The organism is Arsenophonus endosymbiont of Crataerina pallida, from assembly GCF_964020125.1.
Classification (GTDB): Bacteria; Pseudomonadota; Gammaproteobacteria; order Enterobacterales; family Enterobacteriaceae; genus Arsenophonus; species Arsenophonus nilaparvatae.
In genome coordinates this window covers 726,402-747,727 of sequence record NZ_OZ026540.1, presented here as the reverse complement: position 1 = coordinate 747,727, position 21,326 = coordinate 726,402, and the positions used below count along the sequence as shown (strand labels likewise).

22 protein-coding genes and 1 other annotated feature are annotated in these 21,326 nt (G+C 37.6%); of the genes, 4 read left to right on the top strand and 18 right to left on the bottom strand.

Annotated elements, in window-relative coordinates:
• Positions 1-27 precede the first annotated feature (27 nt).
• The 17 genes from AACL31_RS03760 to AACL31_RS03685 all read right to left on the bottom strand — a co-directional run bounded on the left by AACL31_RS03760 (position 28) and on the right by AACL31_RS03685 (position 16,669).
• Positions 28-510 carry a C40 family peptidase gene (locus AACL31_RS03760; RefSeq protein ID WP_310512095.1) on the bottom strand — a complete coding sequence of 161 codons (483 nt, stop codon included), beginning with the start codon at positions 508-510 and terminating at the stop codon, positions 28-30.
• Positions 511-652: 142 nt separating this feature from the next.
• Positions 653-1,045, bottom strand: a complete 393-nt coding sequence (gene arnF / locus AACL31_RS03755; RefSeq protein ID WP_290607529.1) for a 4-amino-4-deoxy-L-arabinose-phosphoundecaprenol flippase subunit ArnF — start codon at positions 1,043-1,045, stop codon at positions 653-655.
• Positions 1,042-1,380, bottom strand: a complete 339-nt coding sequence (gene arnE / locus AACL31_RS03750; RefSeq protein WP_310509140.1) for a 4-amino-4-deoxy-L-arabinose-phosphoundecaprenol flippase subunit ArnE — start codon at positions 1,378-1,380, stop codon at positions 1,042-1,044. The genes arnF and arnE overlap by 4 nt, the downstream gene beginning before the upstream one ends.
• Positions 1,377-3,041 carry a lipid IV(A) 4-amino-4-deoxy-L-arabinosyltransferase gene (gene arnT / locus AACL31_RS03745; protein ID WP_310512108.1) on the bottom strand — a complete coding sequence of 555 codons (1,665 nt, stop codon included), beginning with the start codon at positions 3,039-3,041 and terminating at the stop codon, positions 1,377-1,379. The genes arnE and arnT overlap by 4 nt, the downstream gene beginning before the upstream one ends.
• 6 nt (positions 3,042-3,047) lie before the next feature.
• Entirely contained in the window at positions 3,048-3,941 is an 894-nt protein-coding gene (arnD, locus tag AACL31_RS03740) for a 4-deoxy-4-formamido-L-arabinose-phosphoundecaprenol deformylase (RefSeq protein ID WP_310512096.1), read from the bottom strand.
• Positions 3,941-5,941, bottom strand: a complete 2,001-nt coding sequence (gene arnA / locus AACL31_RS03735) for a bifunctional UDP-4-amino-4-deoxy-L-arabinose formyltransferase/UDP-glucuronic acid oxidase ArnA (RefSeq protein WP_310512097.1) — start codon at positions 5,939-5,941, stop codon at positions 3,941-3,943. The genes arnD and arnA overlap by 1 nt, the downstream gene beginning before the upstream one ends.
• Positions 5,941-6,933, bottom strand: coding sequence for an undecaprenyl-phosphate 4-deoxy-4-formamido-L-arabinose transferase (arnC, locus tag AACL31_RS03730; protein ID WP_339053754.1), 993 nt, complete (start codon positions 6,931-6,933; stop codon positions 5,941-5,943). Before arnC ends, arnA begins: the two co-directional genes overlap by 1 nt.
• On the bottom strand, positions 6,933-8,078 hold the full coding sequence (gene arnB, locus AACL31_RS03725; RefSeq protein ID WP_310512099.1) for a UDP-4-amino-4-deoxy-L-arabinose aminotransferase: 1,146 nt from the start codon (positions 8,076-8,078) through the stop codon (positions 6,933-6,935). The genes arnC and arnB overlap by 1 nt, the downstream gene beginning before the upstream one ends.
• A gap of 382 nt (positions 8,079-8,460) precedes the next feature.
• Positions 8,461-8,757: an integration host factor subunit alpha gene (gene ihfA / locus AACL31_RS03720; RefSeq protein ID WP_032115967.1), complete on the bottom strand. Its 297-nt coding sequence runs from the start codon at positions 8,755-8,757 to the stop codon at positions 8,461-8,463.
• Between the two features lie 4 nt (positions 8,758-8,761).
• On the bottom strand, positions 8,762-11,149 hold the full coding sequence (gene pheT / locus AACL31_RS03715; RefSeq protein ID WP_339053753.1) for a phenylalanine--tRNA ligase subunit beta: 2,388 nt from the start codon (positions 11,147-11,149) through the stop codon (positions 8,762-8,764).
• Positions 11,150-11,163: 14 nt separating this feature from the next.
• Positions 11,164-12,132 carry a phenylalanine--tRNA ligase subunit alpha gene (gene pheS / locus AACL31_RS03710; protein WP_310512101.1) on the bottom strand — a complete coding sequence of 323 codons (969 nt, stop codon included), beginning with the start codon at positions 12,130-12,132 and terminating at the stop codon, positions 11,164-11,166.
• Between the two features lie 65 nt (positions 12,133-12,197).
• Positions 12,198-12,320, bottom strand: a sequence feature (Phe leader region).
• Positions 12,272-12,316 (bottom strand): pheST operon leader peptide PheM, encoded by a 45-nt coding sequence (gene pheM / locus AACL31_RS20900; RefSeq protein ID WP_225507512.1) that lies wholly within the window; start codon positions 12,314-12,316, stop codon positions 12,272-12,274. Its footprint overlaps the feature before it by 45 nt.
• A gap of 93 nt (positions 12,321-12,413) precedes the next feature.
• Positions 12,414-12,770 carry a 50S ribosomal protein L20 gene (rplT, locus tag AACL31_RS03705; protein WP_026821652.1) on the bottom strand — a complete coding sequence of 119 codons (357 nt, stop codon included), beginning with the start codon at positions 12,768-12,770 and terminating at the stop codon, positions 12,414-12,416.
• Positions 12,771-12,813: 43 nt separating this feature from the next.
• On the bottom strand, positions 12,814-13,011 hold the full coding sequence (rpmI, locus tag AACL31_RS03700; protein ID WP_026821653.1) for a 50S ribosomal protein L35: 198 nt from the start codon (positions 13,009-13,011) through the stop codon (positions 12,814-12,816).
• 87 nt (positions 13,012-13,098) lie between these two features.
• Positions 13,099-13,638 (bottom strand): translation initiation factor IF-3, encoded by a 540-nt coding sequence (gene infC / locus AACL31_RS03695; protein ID WP_310512109.1) that lies wholly within the window; start codon positions 13,636-13,638, stop codon positions 13,099-13,101.
• A gap of 3 nt (positions 13,639-13,641) precedes the next feature.
• The gene (gene thrS / locus AACL31_RS03690; protein ID WP_310512102.1) at positions 13,642-15,564 is read right to left on the bottom strand and encodes a threonine--tRNA ligase; all 1,923 of its coding nucleotides are present in this window, start codon (positions 15,562-15,564) and stop codon (positions 13,642-13,644) included.
• 445 nt (positions 15,565-16,009) lie between these two features.
• Positions 16,010-16,669, bottom strand: coding sequence for a transglycosylase SLT domain-containing protein (locus AACL31_RS03685; RefSeq protein WP_310512103.1), 660 nt, complete (start codon positions 16,667-16,669; stop codon positions 16,010-16,012).
• Between the two features lie 245 nt (positions 16,670-16,914).
• Between AACL31_RS03685 and AACL31_RS03680 the strand changes: the two genes are divergently transcribed.
• Genes AACL31_RS03680 through AACL31_RS03665 form a run of 4 tightly spaced genes read left to right on the top strand, consistent with a single transcriptional unit; the run spans position 16,915 to position 20,463 of the window.
• Positions 16,915-17,826 carry a metal ABC transporter substrate-binding protein gene (locus AACL31_RS03680; RefSeq protein WP_310512104.1) on the top strand — a complete coding sequence of 304 codons (912 nt, stop codon included), beginning with the start codon at positions 16,915-16,917 and terminating at the stop codon, positions 17,824-17,826.
• Positions 17,827-17,828: 2 nt separating this feature from the next.
• Positions 17,829-18,713 (top strand): manganese/iron ABC transporter ATP-binding protein, encoded by an 885-nt coding sequence (locus tag AACL31_RS03675; RefSeq protein WP_032115975.1) that lies wholly within the window; start codon positions 17,829-17,831, stop codon positions 18,711-18,713.
• 3 nt (positions 18,714-18,716) lie between these two features.
• The gene (locus AACL31_RS03670; protein WP_310509129.1) at positions 18,717-19,607 is read left to right on the top strand and encodes a metal ABC transporter permease; all 891 of its coding nucleotides are present in this window, start codon (positions 18,717-18,719) and stop codon (positions 19,605-19,607) included.
• Positions 19,600-20,463 (top strand): metal ABC transporter permease, encoded by an 864-nt coding sequence (locus tag AACL31_RS03665; RefSeq protein WP_310512105.1) that lies wholly within the window; start codon positions 19,600-19,602, stop codon positions 20,461-20,463. Before AACL31_RS03670 ends, AACL31_RS03665 begins: the two co-directional genes overlap by 8 nt.
• 439 nt (positions 20,464-20,902) lie before the next feature.
• On the opposite strand, the gene AACL31_RS03660 is transcribed toward AACL31_RS03665, so the two are convergent.
• Positions 20,903-21,265, bottom strand: a complete 363-nt coding sequence (locus AACL31_RS03660; RefSeq protein ID WP_339053752.1) for a hypothetical protein — start codon at positions 21,263-21,265, stop codon at positions 20,903-20,905.
• Between the last annotated feature and the right edge of the window lie 61 nt (positions 21,266-21,326).

The window sequence follows — 21,326 nt, the reverse complement described above, 5'->3', positions numbered from 1 at the left end:
AAAAGTTATTATAACTAAAAATGACACTTAAATACGGCGTGCCTGCCAGAAAACCTTGCGCCAGTATATATTGTTTAACGAAGAGCGAATAACACCTTTGCTAGTTGAGGCATGAATAAAAGTATTATCCGTATCATAAATACCAACATGTAGACCATTTTCACCTGAGCCGGTTTTAAAAAAAACCAAATCGCCCGGCATAAGATCCTTAATATTAATACGGGTGCCATAAGTGGTTTGAGCTATTGTCGTGCGCGGTAATTGAATGGCAAAACGATCACTAAAAGTTCGATAAACAAAGCCTGAACAATCAATTCCACTTGATGCTAAACCACCATAACGATATGGCGTACCATACCATTGTGATAGTTGTTCTTTAAGTTGAGCGATGGTCATAATAGGATCAGAAAGTTGGCTTTTTAACGGCGGAGCTGTTTTGTTTACTGAAGAAGAACAGCCAATTAAAGTAAGGTAAAATAAAAAAAGCAGGTGTTTAATTCTTATTAGCATAAAGCACCTTTATCGCTTAATAGGATAATTAAATAGACTTTAATCAGTGTTTAATAAAAAACAAGTTTTTATTAATCGGTAATCGCTATTTTTAAGCAATACACTGGCTATAAAAATAAGTATTCTGCTCAGTTTTTTAGCTTTATTTTCGCGTTACTTCAGGCCGAGAAATAATCCAAATACCAAGTAAAATAAATACTACACCGACAAATTTAATCAATGTCGCCGATTCATTAAACCAAGGCAAAGTAACTGCGAATAAATAAACTAGTACATAGCTTAAACTAATCAGTGGATAAGCTTTACTTAATGCTAAAAATTTCAAGGCAAATAGCCAGCAAACCATCGAAAGCACATAGCCAATTAAACCGATAAAAATCAGCCCAAACGCCGGAAGATTTTCAAGTAACCAATTAACATCCATCCACTGATGATTTAATTTAAACTCAGGTAATATAGTTACTCCAGCTTTTAAACAAAGCTGAGCTAAAGTGATCAATATTACACTACCGATACCCCAAAAGTAGCCTTTCATATATTTAATAAAACTATACCCAACATGATAATAAATACGCCGATCCAATGTTTGATACTGATCTTCTCTTGATAAATAAATTGTCCAATCAGTGTAACGATAACAAAGTTAATACTTAACATAGGATAAGCAATACTAAGCGGTAAAATTTGTAGTAATTTAAGCCAAAATAGCATGCCTAACGCAAGCAAAATAATCGCTATTAGCAGCCATTTAATGGCTAAACTATTTTTTGCCGGCAAACCACTTTGCCAATATATCACCGCTTGCTTTTGGCAAACCTGTCCAATGCAAGTTAACAGGCTAACAATTATCAATAAGAAAAAATGTGTCATGGTTGCTGATAATAGGTCATTATTGCCATTCTTGTATTGCGAACTACATGATCAGGCTTAGGAATATCATCAGGCAGCCCTTCATTTCTACGTAATAAAAGAACCACTGAAATTTGTCCTTCTTTCCGTGACAAGCTAAGCCATTTAGCAAAATTTCCTTGTTTGATTAAGCGAAATTGGCTATCGGGATAATTTAAGCCGTATCTTAATTCACCTGATCTTTCATATAAATAAATATCACCTTGATGTAATTCCCATGCCAAAGCTGCGCCTAATCCAACATTATCTGCTAGCACAAACTTACTTTCTTCCAACAAAGATATATTTTGCCGAATTAATTGCTGCGGTAACTTAGAATCAATAGTATCTTGCGGTAATGCATAACTTATTGATAAGCTCAAGGCTAAAGAACATGCCGCGCCCCACAGCCAATACCTGGCATTGGATATCAGACTAAAATAGCCAATAATCAGCCAAATGCAAAAAACCGTTATACCTAATGCCAGTTTTGGCCACTCCAACGGGGTATATAAAGGATGCTCAACAAATAACCCCATAATAATCAAAGTAATAATTGCCAATATGGCAAAAGCGATATTGGTAAAACCGTTAAATTTAATGGCTGTCAAATTGCGATTTTTAACACAATCAACCGCATATTTTGCCATCATTAATGCAAGCGGTGCCATCACCGGCAACATATAAGTAAGTAATTTACCCTTAGCGATACTAAAAAATACAAAAGGGACAATAAACCAACAAAGCAGAAAAAACATATCCGGTTTGATTTTTCGTTCCCGCCAACTTTTTAATAATGTACCAGGTAAAAGCCCTAACCAAGGTATTACACCAAGTAAAATAATGGGAATATAAAACCAAATAGGCGCTTTATGTTGGGCATCCTCTGATGAGAAGCGCTGAATATGTTCTACCCAGAAAAAGTAATGCCAATAATCCGGTTCATATTGATTGACAGCTAATGCCCAAGGAAGGCTTATTAATGTCGCACTGATGATGGCTATGCCACCAAATTTGAGCATCTCAGTAAAACGTTTTTGATACAGCATAATTGGCAGCATGACAATAACCGGGATAGCTAAGGCTAAAAAACCCTTGGTCATAAATGCCATACCACAGGTAAGCCCCATAACTGCCCAGGCAAGTAACTTTGCAGCAACCGTTGATGCTTTTAATAACCAAAAACAACATAGCATACAAGCTGTAAGCCACATGGTAAGTATCGGATCGAGTACGCTATAGGAGCCAACCGCAAAAACCAAAAACATCGAAACATACATCAAAGTAGCAACAAACGCGACATTTCGATTACGCCACATTACCATCGCTAACCAGTAAATTAAACCAGCGCTGATCATAGTTGCAAACACAGCACCAAAACGAACAGCAAAATTGGTATCACCAAATATCATTTGACTGATATTATTTATCCAATATCCGGCCACTGGCTTTTCAAAATAGCGAATATTAAGCAAGTAAGGCACAATCCAATCACCTTTTTGCAACATTTCTCGGCTAATTTCTGCGTAACGCGTTTCATCTGGCTGCCACAGCAGTCGGCCATTTAACGGTACTAAATAGGTAAAAATAAAAAAAAGTGCTAATAAAAAAGCACCTGTTTTTTGTAACTGATTAGTTAACATCAAGCGCTATACCTCGTGTTGACACCCTAGCCAACCCTCACGACCTGGAAAAGATGAACGAATAATTTTTCCGTGTGGTAAAGAATCAATATCATTAGGTATTAATTCACGCAACGGACAAAATACCATTTGTTCTGCAATCATTCTCGCTAGTAAGCTGTCAAATTGCATCGATTTAGACATACCTTCTACTTCAGTATGAATAGTATAAACAGGCGTTCCTGCATCTTCCTGCATCGCGTTAATAATAAAATCATTAAAGTTTTCATCTTTAACCAAAGTGCCAACAACTTCATCATAAGTCGGTAGTGTTACTGGAATTTGTACAGTACCAATCGAACCATCCGCTAAAATAGGACGAAAAGGATGGGTACCACGGCAATCACTATTATAGTCAAATTTAAAATTTTCTTTCGCCGTTAATACGCGTTCATCGGCCCGCCAACCAGCGACAGCTGAACATTTCACGGTAGCGCCCGTTGCGGCTTCAAGCGCATCCACGCCTAATTTAATTTGTTCGACTAATTTGGTTCTTGGCCATTTACCTACATTAGCTTGCCAGCCTTGATGATCCCATGCATGTAGCCCAACTTCATGACCTGCATCCAATGTTTGTTTCATTAAGTAACCTAGATCATTGGCTATTTTTTTACCTGACCAGGCTGTACCGGCTAATAAAATATCCCAACCATAGAGTGATGTCGCATTCGATCTTAACATTTTCCATAAAAATTTAGGTCGAAACAGGCGCCATAAATGACGCCCCATGTTATCTGGACCGACACTGAAAAAAAAACTGGCTCGAATTTGATATTTAGCGAGCACTTTAAGTAACTTTGGCACACCTTCTTTGGTACCTTGATAGGTATCCACATCAATTCTTAAGCCAATTTTCTTCATTATTTTTTACCTAATTCTTCCGTCGCAGCTTGCAAAAAGAAATCTAAAGTTTCATCAATAGTCTGTTTCATATCAACAGTTGGCTCCCAATCGAGCAAGCGCCGGGCATTTTCAATACTCGGTCTACGGTGCTCAACATCTTGATATCCTTTACCATAATAACTACTACTTTCAATCTTTTTAAGACCAGCAAATGGAGGAAAGTGTTTACGTAACGGATGTTTTTCAAAACTGTCAAGTAGCATATCAGCTAATTGAGCAATGCTTGCTTCATTGGTTGGATTACCAATATTAATAATTTGACCATCGCATTTTTCATCTTTATTTTCAATAATACGAAATAATGCTTCAATACCATCTTTAATATCGGTGAAACAACGCTTCTGAGCGCCGCCATCAACTAATTTTATCGGTGAACCTTCGACCAGATTTAAAATTAGTTGGATAATCGCTCGTGAACTACCAATACGGGCAGAATGTAAACTATCGAGACGTGGGCCCATCCAATTAAACGGTCTAAATAGAGTGAATTTCAACCCTTCTTTAACACCATATGCCCAAATAACGCGATCTAATAGCTGTTTAGAAACAGAATAAATCCAACGCTGTTTGTTAATTGGCCCGACAATTAAACGAGAAGTATCTTCATCAAATTCTTTATCATCACACATCCCATAAACTTCAGAAGTTGATGGGAAAATAATACGTTTATTATATTTTACACAATAACGCACTATCTTTAAGTTTTCTTCAAAATCTAACTCGAAAACTTTTAATGGATTGCGGGTATATTCAATCGGTGTTGCAATAGCAACCAGTGGTAAAATGATGTCACATTTTTTAATATGATATTCAATCCACTCAGTATGAATACTGATATCGCCTTCAACAAAATGAAAACGCTGATCATCACCAAAACGGGGATCATTAATAAAACGTGCAACAGCAGAAGAACTAATATCCAAACCATAGATATCATAGTGACCATCTGCTAATAAACGTTCGGTTAAATGATTACCAATAAAACCATTTACACCCAAGATCAAAACACGCTTACGCCGTTTTACCTGTGTCGTCGGTCTAGCACCAACACGCACGCCATTGACAATTCCCATTTCAGCCGCTAAACGCGATCCTTCAACGTATAATCCAGCTCCACTCTGCCCGGTCAGAATTTCAAGCACACCTTGACCACAAGCTATTTGCAATGGTTCGGTAGAAATGATTGTACCCGGTAATTTATCGTGTGATTTTTCTAGCACACGGGCACGCCAGACAATCATTTTACTCTCAGCCAAATAAGTAAATGCACCTGGATATGGCTCGGTTACCGCTCGTACTAAGTTATTCACTTCGGTAGCAGATTTCGACCAATCAATTAAACCATCTTCAGCGCTACGACGGCCAAAATAGGTTGCCTTACTTTCATCTTGTGGCGTTGCTGAATAATCACCCATTTTAATTAAGGGTAATGTATCAGCCAAAAGCTGTTCAGCCACCTGACGAATTTTCTCATGTAACACTAATGCGGTATCTGTTGCATCAATAGAAATTTTTTTCTGTGCAACAATATCACCCGCATCCGGCTTGGCTATCATCTTATGTAATGTGACACCCGTTTCTGTTTCACCATGCAAAATAGCCCAATTAATCGGCACACGACCACGATATTTAGGCAATAAAGAACCATGCAAGTTAAAAGCACCTTTAGGGGCTAACGCCAATAACTCTTGACTAAGCATGTGGCGATAGTAAAAAGAGAAAATAACATCCGGTTGCATTTTCTCAATACGCTCAATCCAAAGTGAATGATTGACATTTTCTGGCGCAAATACAGATAAGCCCATCTCAGCCCCCAAGCGTGCAACTGAGGAAAAGAAATGATTCTCTTTAGGATCATCTGTATGTGTAAAAACAGCCTGAATTTCAAAGCCCGCCTTCTGTAGCGCCTTTAATCCCACACAACCAATATCATGGTAAGCAAAAACAATAGCTTTCATTATTTTTTTTCCTGATTTTCGTCAGTATCTAGATGAACACCAACTATCTTTTGAATAAAGTAACGGGGTCGGGCACGAACATCATTGTACATTCTGCCAATATATTCACCGAGTAGTCCCATGGCAATAAATTGCACGCCAATAAATATGAATAGAATAGCAAACAGCGTAAAAACACCCTCTGCAGCCCACATTGCACCAAAAATAAGACGCAAAATAATTAACAGAACCGCCAGTAAAAATCCACTTGCCGCAATAAAACTACCGACTACACTCAACAAACGTAACGGAGTAGTAGTTAAACAAGTGAGTAAATCAAACATTAAATTTACTAGCTTCATCAAGCTATATTTTGAATCACCAAACTCACGTTCTGCATGGGCAACATCAATTTCGATCGTTCTTTTAGCAAACGTATTTGCTAAAATGGGAATAAATGTACTGCGTTCATGACACTGTAGCATCGCATTAATAATATTACGCCGATAAGCACGCAACATGCAGCCATAATCGCCCATGGTGCGCCCAGTTGCTTTGGTGATCATGGCATTAATGATTTTTGACGCTGTTTTACGAAACCAAGAATCTTGCCGATTCATCCGTCTGGTCCCGACTACGTCATAGCCTTCTTCCGCTACTTGTACCAGATGTGGAATTTCTTCAGGCGGGTTTTGTAAATCAGCATCTAAGGTGATCACAAGATCACCGGTTGCCTGTTTAAAACCAGCCATAATGGCAGAATGTTGACCATAGTTACGATTTAAAATCACTGCGATAACGTGATTTGCCGGATTTTCAGCAGCATCCATCAGCAATCTAGCTGAATTATCAGCACTACCATCATCAACTAAAATTAATTCATATGGCTGTTTCAATCTCTGACAAGCAGCCAATGTTCTTTCCAATAACTGGGGTAAGCTTTGCTCTTCGTTATAAATAGGGATAACGATAGAAACTTTTTTTATTTCTTCAAAATCATTTTGAAAAGACACTATCTCGGCTCCGAAAAAATTTCATTAATAGCAGCAACAACGCGATCAACATCTTGAACACGCATGTCAGGGAATAGTGGCAATGAACATAAGGTCTTCGAGTTCCATTCAGAATTAGGTAGAGAAAGCGATGGATAATGTTCTCTATAATATTTTTGCGTATGAGCCGCTCGGAAATGTAGACCAGTACCAATATTCTTTTCTTTTAAGCGTTCCATAAAACTATCACGGTCAATACCACAGACAGCTTTATCGACTCGAACCATAAACAGATGATTGGCATGTAAATGGGGATAATCGGGTACATCCAACATTTTTAACGGCAGATTGGCAAGCGCTTGTCGATAATAAGCAACAAGCTCTGCACGACGTTTATTTATCTGTGTTAACTTTGTTAATTGAACAACAGCAATTGCCGCATGAATATCAGAGAGATTATATTTAAATCCAGGTTCAACGACCTCAGCCTGTGGTTTACGACCTTGTATTTGTCGATCGAAGGCATCTACACCTAAACCATGAAATTTTAAACATCGCAGACGTGTGGCCAAGGCATCATCATCGGTAGCGACTAAACCGCCTTCGGCACAAGTGATATTTTTAATCGCATGAAATGAAAAAATGGCGGTGCCCTGTTGACCAATCCATTCACTTTGATACTGAGTACCTACGGCATGAGCCGCATCCTCGATCAATGCGATATTGTTTCTTTGTGCAATCTCACGTAACGCATCAAGATCGCATGGCGCCCCGGCGTAATGTACCGGAATAATCGCTTTTGTCTTAGGGGTAATCGCCTTCTCAACGACATCAGGCTGAACCATTAAAGTGTCACGATCTACATCAATCATGACTGGATGTGCCCCTAACAAGGTGATCATATTAATGGTTGAAACCCATGTTAATGAGGGGGTAATAACTTCATCTCCAGGATCAATTCCTAAGGCCATAAGCGTTATATGCATACCCGCTGTTGCCGAACAAAAAGCAATCGCATGCCGACAACCAAATTTATGGCGAAAGTCTTCTTCGAGTTGATGATTTTGCGGCCCGGTGGTGATCCAACCAGAACGTAATACATTTTCTACCGCCCGGATCTCTTCGTCACCTATTGCTGGGCGAGAAAAAGGAAGAAAATCATTCATGAGATTAACCTACTAGCAATTCATCTAATATTTTTTTAGAGTCAGTTGTCTATAATATCATAAAATAGCTTAACTACACATCAACATGACAATAACTTTCCAATCTAACTAATCAGAACGGATTAATTTGTTAAATATACTTGGCTAAAGAGAATTTCATATTAGTTAAGTAAATTAAAAAGCAAAATAAAACCCCTAATAATTCTTATCAATAAGAAAGTGAATAAATAATAATAAGTAAATTTAAAGTCAATGTTAGTGCAATTTTGTTAATAAGTGTTTTTGATTAATAGAGCAAAATAACGAACTTTTGTTTAGGATTATATTGATACAATTGAATAATAAAAAAGCCGCTTTAGCGGCTTTTTAGAATAATAATTCATTATTTATGAGGCTTTATCTTTTCAACCCGGCCTTTTAACTTTTGCCCTGGTCGAAAAGTCACCACTCGACGAGCAGTGATGGGAATATCTTCTCCAGTCTTTGGATTTCGACCTGGTCGTTGATTTTTATCACGCAGATCAAAATTACCAAACCCTGACAGTTTCACCTGCTCCCCATTTTCTAATGAACGACGAACTTCTTCAAAGAAAAGTTCAACCAGGTCTTTCGCATCACGTTTGCTTATACCCAGTTTTTCGAACAGACTTTCTGACATTTCAGCTTTTGTAAGCGCCATAGGTTTAGTCCCTCAAGGATGCTTGGAATCGCCGTTTTAACGCAGCAACACATTTATCAACAGTTGCGGCAATCTCTTCTTCTTCCAGAGTACGATTTGTATCCTGCAAGATTAAGCTAATAGCAAGGCTCTTATAACCTTCCGCTACACCTTTACCACAGTACACGTCAAACAAGTTTATGCCAACTATATGATTTATGCCAATTTTCTTGCATTCAGCTAATACGTCGGCTGTTGCTACCTCTTCTGGTACTACAACAGCAATATCCCGTCGGTTGGCAGGAAAACGTGAAATCATATTTGCTTTAGGAATAACACGCTCCGCAACAGTATCCCACAGCAATTCAAAAACAAGTGTCCGACCATTCAAATCTAGCTTATTTTCCAGTTCAGGGTGAATAACGCCTATATATCCAATATAATCATTATTCAGATAAATCCCAGCGCTTTGTCCAGGATGAAGTGCAGGATCAGAATGAGCCTTATAAATAACATTGTCTAATTTTCCGGTTAATGCCAGTATTGCTTCGACGTCACCTTTGATATCAAAAAAATCCACAGCGCGTTTTTCTTGTGACCAGTGCTCTTCATAACGATTGCCAGTAATCACACCCGCTAACATCAATTCTTGCCGAATACCATGCTCTGCTGTTACATCCGGCACAAATCGTAATCCAGTTTCAAACAGTCGAATGCGATTTTGTTGACGATTTTGATTGTAAATTACTGTCGTTAATAAGCCGGGCAATAAAGAAAGCCGCATTACCGACATATCTGCTGAAATAGGATCCGGTAAAATCATTGCATCAGAATCTGGATGCAGTAGTTGCTGAATTTTAGGATCAACAAAACTGTAGGTAATCGCTTCATTGTAATCACGATCAATTAATAATGTTTTCACTCGTTTTAATGGCAGCGCTGATTCACAACGGGGGGTCATAACTAAATCTGCATGTAACGGTATATCAGGTATATTATTATAACCATAAACACGGGCTACTTCTTCAATCAGATCTTCTTCAATTTGCATATCAAAACGCCAAGAAGGAGCAACCACCTGCCAATTATCTTGCTCACCATTCACTTGGCATCCTAAACGCTGAAAGATCTGGGTAACGTTAATATCTGGAATACAATGACCAATCAAGCGATCCAGTTTTTGCCGAGTCAGGGTTATTGTTGCCACTTTCGGTAAGTTTGTTTGATGGCTAACATCAATAATATTTCCAACCTCGCCACCACAAATTTCAACGATTAATCTAGTCGCACGTTCCATAGCTTTATATTGCAGCTGTGGATCAACGCCCCGCTCAAAACGGTGTGAAGCCTCAGTATGAAGACCATAATTACGTGCCCGGCCAGCAATCGCCAGTGGATCGAAAAAAGCACTCTCTAACAAGATATTAGTGGTTTTTTCATTAACGCTGGAGTGCTTGCCACCAAAAATACCGGCAATCCCTAAGGAATTCTTCTCATCGGCAATGACTAAAGTATCTGGCTTCAAAGTTACCTTGCTGTTATCGAGCAAAACTAATGTTTCATCCTGTTTTGCCATTCGAACAATGATCATGCCATTTAAGCGATCAAGATCATAAGCATGCAAGGGTTGACCTAATTCTAATAACACAAAATTAGTAATATCAACTACCGGATCAATACTACGGATCCCCCCTCGACGTAATTTTTCTCTCATCCAGTTAGGGGTTTGCGCTGTAACATCGATGCCTTTTATTACTCGTCCTAAAAAGCGTGGGCATGCCATAGGCGCTTCCACCTGAATAGGAAAAACACTAGCATCAGTGGCTTTAACTGGTTCAATTTCTATCGTATTTAACTCTAGGTTATTGATAGCTGCAATATCGCGAGCGATACCTAAAATACTTAAACAATCAGCTCGATTCGGTGTCAAACTTACATCAAAAATATGGTCATCTAGTTGTAAGTAGTTACGAATATCGGTACCAATAGGCGCGTCCTGGGGTAGCTCAATAATACCAGTATGGTCATCCGAAATGCCAAGTTCAGAATAAGAACAAAGCATACCTTCAGAAAGCTCACCGCGGAGCTTTGTCGCTTTTATTTTAAAATTATCGGGTAAAACCGCGCCAATTGTTGCCACAGCGACTTTTAACCCTTGACGACAATTTGGTGCTCCACAGACAATATTAAGTAACTGTTCAGTGCCAATATTGACCTTTGTTAACCGTAACTTATCTGCATTAGGATGCTGAACACATTCAACAACCTCACCGACTACCACACCCTGGAATTGACCGGCGACAGATTTAACATCATCAATCTCCAAACCCGCCATCGTCATCTGCTCTGATAAGGCTTCACTGCTTATTGCTGGATTTATCCATTCACGTAACCAAAATTCACTCAATTTCATGTGATAATCCTGCCTTATCTAAATTGTTTAAGAAAACGAAGATTATTTTCAAAAAAAGCACGTAAATCCGTCACACCATAGCGTAACATCGTTAAACGCTCCATTCCCATTCCAAAGGCAAAACCAGAATATAAGTCAGGATCAATGCCAACATTGCGTAATACATTGGGATGTACCATGCCACAACCTAACACTTCTAACCATTTACCATTTTTATCCATCACATCAACTTCAGCTGAAGGTTCAGTGAATGGAAAATATGATGGCCGAAAACGAACGCAGGTTTTTTCTTCAAAAAAATGATTTAAAAAGTCATGCAATGTACCTTTTAAATTGGTAAAACTAATATTTTTATCAACAATCAAGCCTTCTGTCTGATGGAACATTGGCGTATGGGTTTGATCATAATCATTTCGGTACACTCGACCAGGGGCAATAATACGAATTGGGGGTTGTTTACCCTTCATGGTACGAATTTGCACACCAGAAGTTTGTGTACGTAATAGACGCGTAGTATCAAACCAAAAAGTATCATGTGAAGCACGAGCCGGATGATGAGCAGGAATATTTAAAGCATCAAAATTGTGATAGTCATCCTCTATTTCAGGGCCGGAAACAACAGAAAAACCAAGTTCAGCAAAAAATTCTTCAATACGATCAATGGTACGGGTTACTGGATGAAGACTACCATGTTCGATCTGGCGTCCTGGCAATGAAATATCTATTTTTTCTGCCGCTAATCGAGCATTCAATATCATATTTTCTAACTGCTCTTTACGTATATTCAATGAATTCTGAACTTGTTGTTTCGCCTGATTAATAACTGCTCCTGCTGCAGGTAGATCACGCAACGTTGACATCTGTAGTGTTAAATGGCCTTTTTTACCTAAAAACTCAACACGCACTGAATCCAACGCAGCAACATCCTGAGCTTTTTCTATGGCTGCTTTTGCCTGCGCAACCAACTCGATGAGATGTGGCATTGTTCCCTCTTCTTACGACCCTTTGGCCTAATCATTGTTGAAAATAAAATTTTTTAGCAATTACTAACAAAAAAGCCTCCATTTGGAGGCTTATCGCGGTTTTTCGTTTCTTTTCTTAAATGCGCGAAAGCCCCAAATTTTAGGTGCTAAAATAAAAAAAGAAACGAAAAAAAACAATTTTCATCTTTAAGCGGCTATTCATAAAATAACTCTTACTTATAATACAACGGGTCATCGATAATAAAAAAGAGGGAGCTAAGTCCCCCCTTAATTTAACTGATTTAAGCTAACGCGCTTTTTGCCTTCTCGACTAATGCTGCAAATGCAACTTTATCAAAAACAGCAATATCAGATAAGATTTTACGGTCAATTTCAATTGAGGCCTTCTTCAAACCATTAATAAAACGACTATAAGACAAACCATTCTGACGAGCAGCAGCATTAATACGTGCGATCCACAATTGGCGGAACTGACGCTTACGCTGACGACGGTCACGATAAGCATACTGACCGGCTTTAATTACCGCCTGGAAAGCAACACGATAAACACGCGAACGAGCACCATAGTAACCTTTCGCTTGCTTTAATATTTTTTTGTGACGTGCGCGGGCTATTACACCACGTTTTACGCGAGCCATATATACCTCCTATCACTTCGAATTAAATTCGATAATCTTAAACTTATGCGTATGGCAAACAAGCCACTACCAAACCCAGGTCACCTTTAGAAACCATGGTTTTTGGTCGTAAATGACGCTTACGCTTAGTTGACTTTTTAGTCAGAATATGACGAAGGTTAGCGTGCTTACGTTTAAAACCACCACTGGCAGTTTTTTTAAAACGCTTTGCCGCACCACGTACTGTTTTGATCTTTGGCATTTTAAATATCCACTTCGCATTGTTAATTATAACTAGCTAGGCGAATAGTTTTCCATCTAGATAGAACACTATTACTTGGTTGCCTAACTATTTCTTTTTCGGTGCAAGCACCATGATCATCTGACGGCCTTCGATCTTGCTTGGAAAAGATTCGACGACTGACATCTCACCCAAATCGTTTTTGATACGATTAAGCATATCAATACCGATTTGTTGGTGCGCCATTTCACGACCACGAAACCGTAACGTGATTTTGGCTTTATCACCATCATCCAGAAAGCGAATCAGGTTGCGTAGTTTGACCTGATAATCACCTTCATCTGTACCAGGTCGGAATTTAATTTCCTTTACCTGAATAACTCTTTGTTTCTTTTTTTGCTCTTTGAGCGATTTACTCTTCTCATAGAGGAACTTGCCGTAATCCATGATACGGCAAACCGGCGGCTCGGCATTTGGACTGATTTCGACTAAATCAACACCAGCTTCCTCGGCTTTTTCAAGAGCTTCTTTTAGACTAATAATACCAATCTGCTCGCCATCTAAACCAGTTAAACGAACTTCAGAAGCACGAATCTCCGTATTAATACGATTCGGGCGCGCCGTTTGAATTCTTTTTCCGCCTTTAATACCTTATTCCTCCAGTTGATAAATACGACGAGTGCGAATTTCATCAAGCACTCTTTCTGCAAATTCTGTGACGTCAAATGTTCCTAAATCTTTACCATTACGGGTTCGAACAGATACCTGATCCGATTCAACTTCTTTATCACCACAAACTAGCATATAAGGAACACGACGCAAAGTATGCTCACGAATTTTAAAGCCTATTTTCTCGTTTCTCAAGTCCGCTTTTGCACGAATACCAAAATTACTCAATTTTTCTACTATTTTTTGTACAAAATCAGCCTGTGAATCCGTGATATTTATTATAACAATTTGTAATGGCGCTAACCAGGTTGGGAAGAAACCGGCATAATGCTCAGTTAAAATCCCAATAAAACGTTCAAGTGATCCTAAAACAGCACGATGGATCATTACTGGTACCTGACGTTCATTATTTTCATCCACATAGGAAGCACCTAAACGACCCGGTAATGAGAAATCGAGCTGTACAGTACCACATTGCCAAGCCCGATCCAAACAATCATACAGGGTAAATTCAATTTTAGGCCCATAAAATGCACCTTCACCGGGTTGATAATCAAATACAATATCCCCCAGTGCCTTGGCAAGATCGGCTTCTGCGCGATCCCATTGAGCATCAGTGCCTATTCGTTTTTCTGGCCGGGTTGACAATTTGACGGCAATTTTTTCAAAACCAAAGGTTGCATACACATCATAAATCATTTTAATGCAACTTTTTACTTCAGTTAAAATCTGATCTTCAGTACAAAAAATATGCGCATCATCTTGGGTAAAACCACGCACTCGCATCAAACCATGTAAAGCGCCAGATGGCTCATTACGGTGACAGCTACCAAATTCTGCCATACGTAATGGTAAATCACGATATGATTTCAAGCCTTGATTAAATATTTGTACATGCCCAGGGCAATTCATCGGTTTTATACAATATTCTCGGTTTTCCGATGATGTGGTAAACATGTTTTCTTTATAGTTTTCCCAGTGACCTGTTTTTTCCCAAAGAATGCGATCCATCATTAATGGACCTTTTACTTCTTGGTATTGATATTCAGTCAATTTAGTCCGGATAAAGGTTTCCAATTCACGAAATATTACCCAACCATCATTATGCCAAAACGCCATGCCTGGAGCTTCTTCCTGCATATGATAAAGATCAAGTTGTTTACCTATCTTACGATGATCTCGCTTAGCCGCTTCTTCTAAACGTAATAAATAAGCAGCTAATTGTTTTTTATCAACCCAGGCTGTTCCATAGATCCTTTGTAGCATTTTATTATCGCTATTACCGCGCCAATATGCACCAGCCACTTTTTGTAATTTGAAGTAATGACAAAAACGCATATTAGGGACATGCGGCCCACGACACATATCAATATATTCTTCATGATAATAAAGTCCAGGATGATCATTTTTATTAATATTTTCATCCAAAATTTTAACTTTATAATCCTCACCTCGAGCAACAAACGTATCCCTAGCTTCCTGCCAACTAACCCGCTTTTTGATAACATCATAGTTCGTTTCAGCAAGTTCGTGCATGCGCTGCTCAAGTTTTTCTAAATCTTCCTGGGTTAAAGCGTGTTCCAGATCAAAGTCATAATAAAAACCATTTTCAATGATAGGACCAATTGCCATTTTAGTCGTTGGCCATAATTGTTTAATCGCATGACCAAGTAAATGTGCGCATGAGTGACGAATAATCCCTAAACCATCAAGATCTTTACTAGTAATAATGGCTAATTGAGCATCATTATTAATTATATCACTCGCATCAACAAGTTCACCATTAACACGACCGGCTATACAGGCTTTTGCAAGACCTGAGCCAATATCCTTTGCAATATCCATTACTGAAACAGCATGCTCATATTGACGTTGACTTCCGTCAGGAAGAGTAATAACTGGCATTTAAAATCCTTAATTTACAGTGGTGACCCATACGCAAGATCACATGTATAGAAATATATTTTTATTAAAAGTGAGTTAAAGCAATTTCTTACTTCACCTTGTAAGTGATGTACGTGATAAAATACCTAAAATAGAGCAAAAGGAATACGTACTTGCATTAACTTAGCGGCGCATATTACCATCATGCAGGTCTAATTAATAGATTAAATCTGGGATAATAAGAATAAAACGCTAAAAAACTAGTGACAAAATAATTGTCAGCTAGTTAAATTTTGATTAATTAACTTAATTTAAATTTATTTTTTATTATACAATGAAATAGCAATAAAAAACTAGTTTAGTCTATCGCTAAAATTTTATTCAGTTCGGTTCGCTATAATTTTTAGTAAAAAATATAGTACGATAAAAGTCATTATCAATTTTCTTCTTATAAATCAATCAATAATTAATCTATCATAGCTATTGAGTTGTAAGCGTTTTTAATTTTCCAAAGATAGCGTGGTGCCTGCGCATTAGGGTGTTTTGTTTGAATATGTTGATAAAACTCTTCTGCTGTTAGTTCATTAATTTTATCGATTGCAACATGACGATTTTTATCAAAAATTCGTAATAATGCCCCGGCACCATTAACATAAGCAACCACCGTTGCATAATAAAGTACTTTTGGATCACGAATGCCAACTAAATGATTTTCTTGAATAAAACGAATATAGGCGGTTCCCACATCAATATTGATCGCCGGATCTTTAAGTTGACTCGTGGTAGGTTGCCCCGCTTTGCCTTGTAACCGATACGCATCACGACCAGCAGTAGAAGCCTTAACTTGCATTAGACCTATTGCATTGGATTTACTCACAGCATTAACCCGAAAATTAGATTCCACTTTAATAATTGCTCTAATTAAATTTTCATCAATCGCATAGCGTTGCGCCGCTTGTTTAATTACACCATCGTAAGGGGTTTTTGACGGTACACTTTCGGTTTGCTCTTCCATGAAATAGCGTAGATAATCGTTCTGATAGACTGTTTTGGGGTTATTAGATTGTTTGCTTGAACAGCCGATTAATAAAATAATGAATACGACTCCACAACTTTTAAATTTCACCTTACACCAATCCTCTAGTGGTATGATCTATTTAGCATAGCCTAATAAGATAAAAATAAAAAATTACCCTCTTTAGTGTTGAGTTGTGAAGAGGTTCTCATATCTGCTACTTACATTACAATTACAATTACAATTACAATTACAATTACAATTACAATAATCGATCGTATTGACATCTTTCATATATAGTTGATAATCATTCTCATTAAAGTGCAATTTACTACTTTTTTACCGGGAAACCACTTATGTATAAAAGATCCAACCTTTCATCTAAGCACACTTTTACTGGTTTAATAATAATTGCTGTTGTTCTTCTTTTTAATCCAATCGCTTACGCAAAAAAATTTACCGTTGTAACAACTTTTACTATTATTCAGGATATTGCGCAAAATGTGGCAGGTAATGCAGCCAATGTCCAATCAATTACCAAACCGGGGGCTGAAATTCATGAATATCAACCAACTCCCAAAGACATATTAAAAGCGCATAATGCTGATTTAATTTTATGGAATGGATTAGGACTTGAAACCTGGTTTAGTCGTTTTTTTGAAAACTTCAAACATATTCCTGCCGTTACAGTTACTAAAGGAATAAAACCGATGCCTATTCGAGAAGGGGAATATCAAGGAAATCCTAATCCTCATGCCTGGATGTCTGCCCAAAATGCATTGATCTACATTGAAAATATTCGGGCAGCACTAGTAAAATATGATCCTAAAAATGCAGATATTTATAACCAAAATGCGAAAATATATGCTAGTAAAATTAGCAAAATTGATGCACCACTACGGAAAAGACTGGCACAAATCCCGCAGCAAAAGCGTTGGCTAGTAACCAGTGAAGGTGCTTTTAGTTATTTGGCTAGCGATTATGGTTTTAAAGAAGCTTATTTGTGGCCAATTAATGCAGAAGAACAAGGTTCACCGCAACAAGTTCGTAAAGTTATTGATACTGTGAAAAAACATAATATTCCAGTTGTGTTTAGCGAAAGTACCGTTTCTGATAAACCAGCGAAACAAGTCAGCCGAGAAACCGGGGCCCAATATGGTGGTGTACTCTATGTTGACTCTTTGTCTACCCCCGATGGCCCAGTTCCAACATATATCGAATTATTAAAAACTACCGTTGATACTATTACAAAAGGTTTTGGTCAATAATAATGAGTAACAATATTTTTTACGAAAAACCAAACTTAGTTGTTGATAATGCTACTGTTACATACAATAACGGGCATACTGCTATTTACGATGCCAGTTTTAATATTACTGGTGGTTCAATTTGTGCGCTAGTAGGCGTTAATGGTAGTGGCAAATCAACGCTGTTTAAGACAATAATGGGTTTAGTAACACCAACAAAAGGACGTGTAACATTAAACAATGCTGCGATCAAAACAGCGCTTAAACAAAATATTATTGCTTACGTACCACAAACTGAAGAAGTTGACTGGAACTTTCCGGTTCTAGTTTCCGATGTAGTTATGATGGGCCGCTACGGTAAAATGGGTATTTTACGTATTCCAAGCCAGCAAGATAAACAAATTGTTGCTGAAGCATTAGCGCGGGTTGATCTTACCGGTTTAGAACAACGACAAATAGGTGAGCTTTCTGGCGGCCAAAAGAAAAGAGTTTTTCTTGCGCGAGCACTTGCGCAAGAAGGAAAAGTATTACTGCTTGATGAACCTTTTACCGGCGTCGATGTAAAAACAGAAAATGCGATTATTGAGCTTTTACGCTCTTTACGTAGCAATGGCTATTTAATTTTGGTTTCTACACATAATTTGGGAAGCGTGCCTGAATTTTGCGATCAAGTTATTTTAGTAAACCGAACTATACTGGCTAGTGGTCCGATCGAAACAACCTTTACCCAAAAAAATCTTCAACTCGCCTTCGGCGGTGTACTACGCCATATTAATCTCTCTGGTGCAGAACTTCACGATGATGATGATCCTCGTTCATTAACTGTTATTACTGATGATGAAAGAGCAGCTGTTTTTTATGGCAACCATGAACAAGCATCCGTCATTAAAAAGCAACCAAAGGAATAAATCATGTTGGATCTATTACTTCAACCTTTTGAATATAACTACATGGTTAAAGCAATCTGGGTTAGTGCTATCGTTGGAGCAGTCTGCGCTTTTCTCTCAGCTTATCTAATGTTAAAGGGGTGGTCGTTAATGGGCGATGCCCTTTCTCATTCTGTTGTTCCCGGAGTCGCAGGTGCCTATGCCCTTGGCCTTCCCTATTCTATAGGGGCATTTTTTACCGGTATTCTTGCCGCACTTTCCATGACATTGGTGCGCCATATTTCAAAACTAAAAGAAGATGCAGTAATTGGTTTTATTTTCTCCACCTTCTTTGCCATAGGATTGCTAATTCTTTCATTAAATCCCACTTCCGTTAATGTACAAACCATTATCTTTGGCAATATTTTAGGTATTGCAGATGAAGATGTATTACAAGTTGAAATTATTATTACCATTTCTTTTATTATACTTATGTTTATCTGGAAAGATTTACTTGCCGTATTCTTTGATGAAAATCATGCCCGTTCTATTGGACTAAATCCGCTAAAATTAAAAATTATTTTCTTTACCCTATTAAGCGCATGTACGGTTGCTGCCTTACAAACTGTGGGAGCCATACTTGTGATAGCAATGGTTATTACCCCAGGCGCTACAGCTTATTTACTCACGGATCAATTCAAGCGGTTACTTATTATTGCCATACTGATCGGATTTACTTCCAGTGCTCTTGGCGCTTATATCAGTTATTTTATTAATGGTGCGACAGGCGGAATTATCGTTACTTTGCAAACACTGATTTTTCTTTATGCCTTCTTTTTTGCCCCTAAATATGGTTTATTTGCTTCCCGCCGCAAAGCACGACAAGAAATTGTACACCTCAAACAGTTAAAACAAGAGGTAAGCAACAATGAATGATTTGATGGAATTATTAATAACACCTTTTACTTTTCCTTTTATGCAAAAAGCTATCATTACCGCCCTTGTAACCGGAACAGTGTGCGCTATTCTTTCCTGCTTTTTGATACTTAAAGGTTGGTCTTTAATGGGTGATGCTATTTCTCATGCTGTATTACCCGGCATCGTTATCGCCTTTGTTATTGGTATTCCTTTATCAATTGGTGCTTTTATATCAGGAATTTTTTGTGCATTCGCGACCGGTTATCTAAAAGAAAATAGCCGCATAAAAGAAGATACTGTCATGGGTATTATTTTTTCCGGTATGTTTGCCTTTGGATTAGTACTATTTGCCTGTATCGATACAGATCAACATCTTACCCATATTCTTTTTGGTAATATCCTTGGCATTACCAAAGCTGAATTTAAACAAACGCTTTGGATCTCAGCTTTTACTATCGCGATTATCCTGTTAAAACGCAAAGATTTTATGCTTTATTGTTTTGATCCTAATCAGGCAAAGGTTATTGGTTTACCCGTTAAACTTTTACATTATGGATTACTCTCTTTATTGGCACTTACCATTGTGGCATCTTTACAAGCGGTAGGAATAATTCTGGTCATTGCTATGCTTATTTCCCCTGGAATTATAGCTTTTACACTCTGTCAAAATTTCAATCGAATGTTAATTATTGCAGTTATCGCCTCAACCACATCCTCTTTAATAGGCACTATTTTGAGTTTTCATATTGATGCAGCAACGGGGTCTTGTATTGTAATAACTCAAGCAATTTATTTTATTGCTGCATTAATCCACAGCTATATTAGTAAAATAAAAAAGCGCTCTTCTTTCGATAAAATTTCAATTCTTCCTTAAGCTAAGAAATATATTAAAAATAACCAGAAAAAATTAGGATTATCTTATTTATTACAGATGATAATCCTTAGTTTTTCATACAAATTCTATTTATTAACTATAAATTGTCATAATATGATCTCAAGAATTGAAATGAATAATGCAATAACTAGAATGTAAATAGGTAATAATTCATTTCATTATTCAAATTAACACTTTGTCATCATAAAAATCTTTACTAAAGCTAAATTAGAAAACAATATATTTAACAATCATAGCAAAATAAATATTCCAATTAATTGATTTAAAAATAATTAATCGGAATTTGGTCAAAGCTGGCTCGCGCAGAAGTTGACATTTCCTTATCAGCTTTGATAAGCATTAATTGATATATCAAGGCTATTATTGTTAAATTGCTATAATAACATTCAAAACAATAGTTTTATTGCTAGATAAGTTATTACTGATGATCTTCATTCAACTGTTCAATAAAATTATTTTTCAATTGATTATAATATAAGAAAACTACCAGCCTAAAATATTCATATGAAGTAAAGTATTCCTCCTTGTATCTTGAAAACGGTTTAAAATAGTTACGATTAGATTTGGCAAGGTGCATGCAGCCCGATTCCTTGTATCTTGAAAACGGTTTAAAATAGTTACGATTAGATTTGGCAAGGTGCATGCAGCCCGATTCCTCCTTGTATCTTGAAAACGGTTTAAAATAGTTACAATTAGATTTGGCAAGGTGCATGCAGCCCGATTCCTCCTTGTATCTTGAAAACGGTTTAAAATAGTTACAATTAGATTTGGCAAGGTGCATGCAGCCCGATTCCTCCTAGGGTTTTAAGCCCGTTAATTAGCGACCGGCGCATACACTGAGC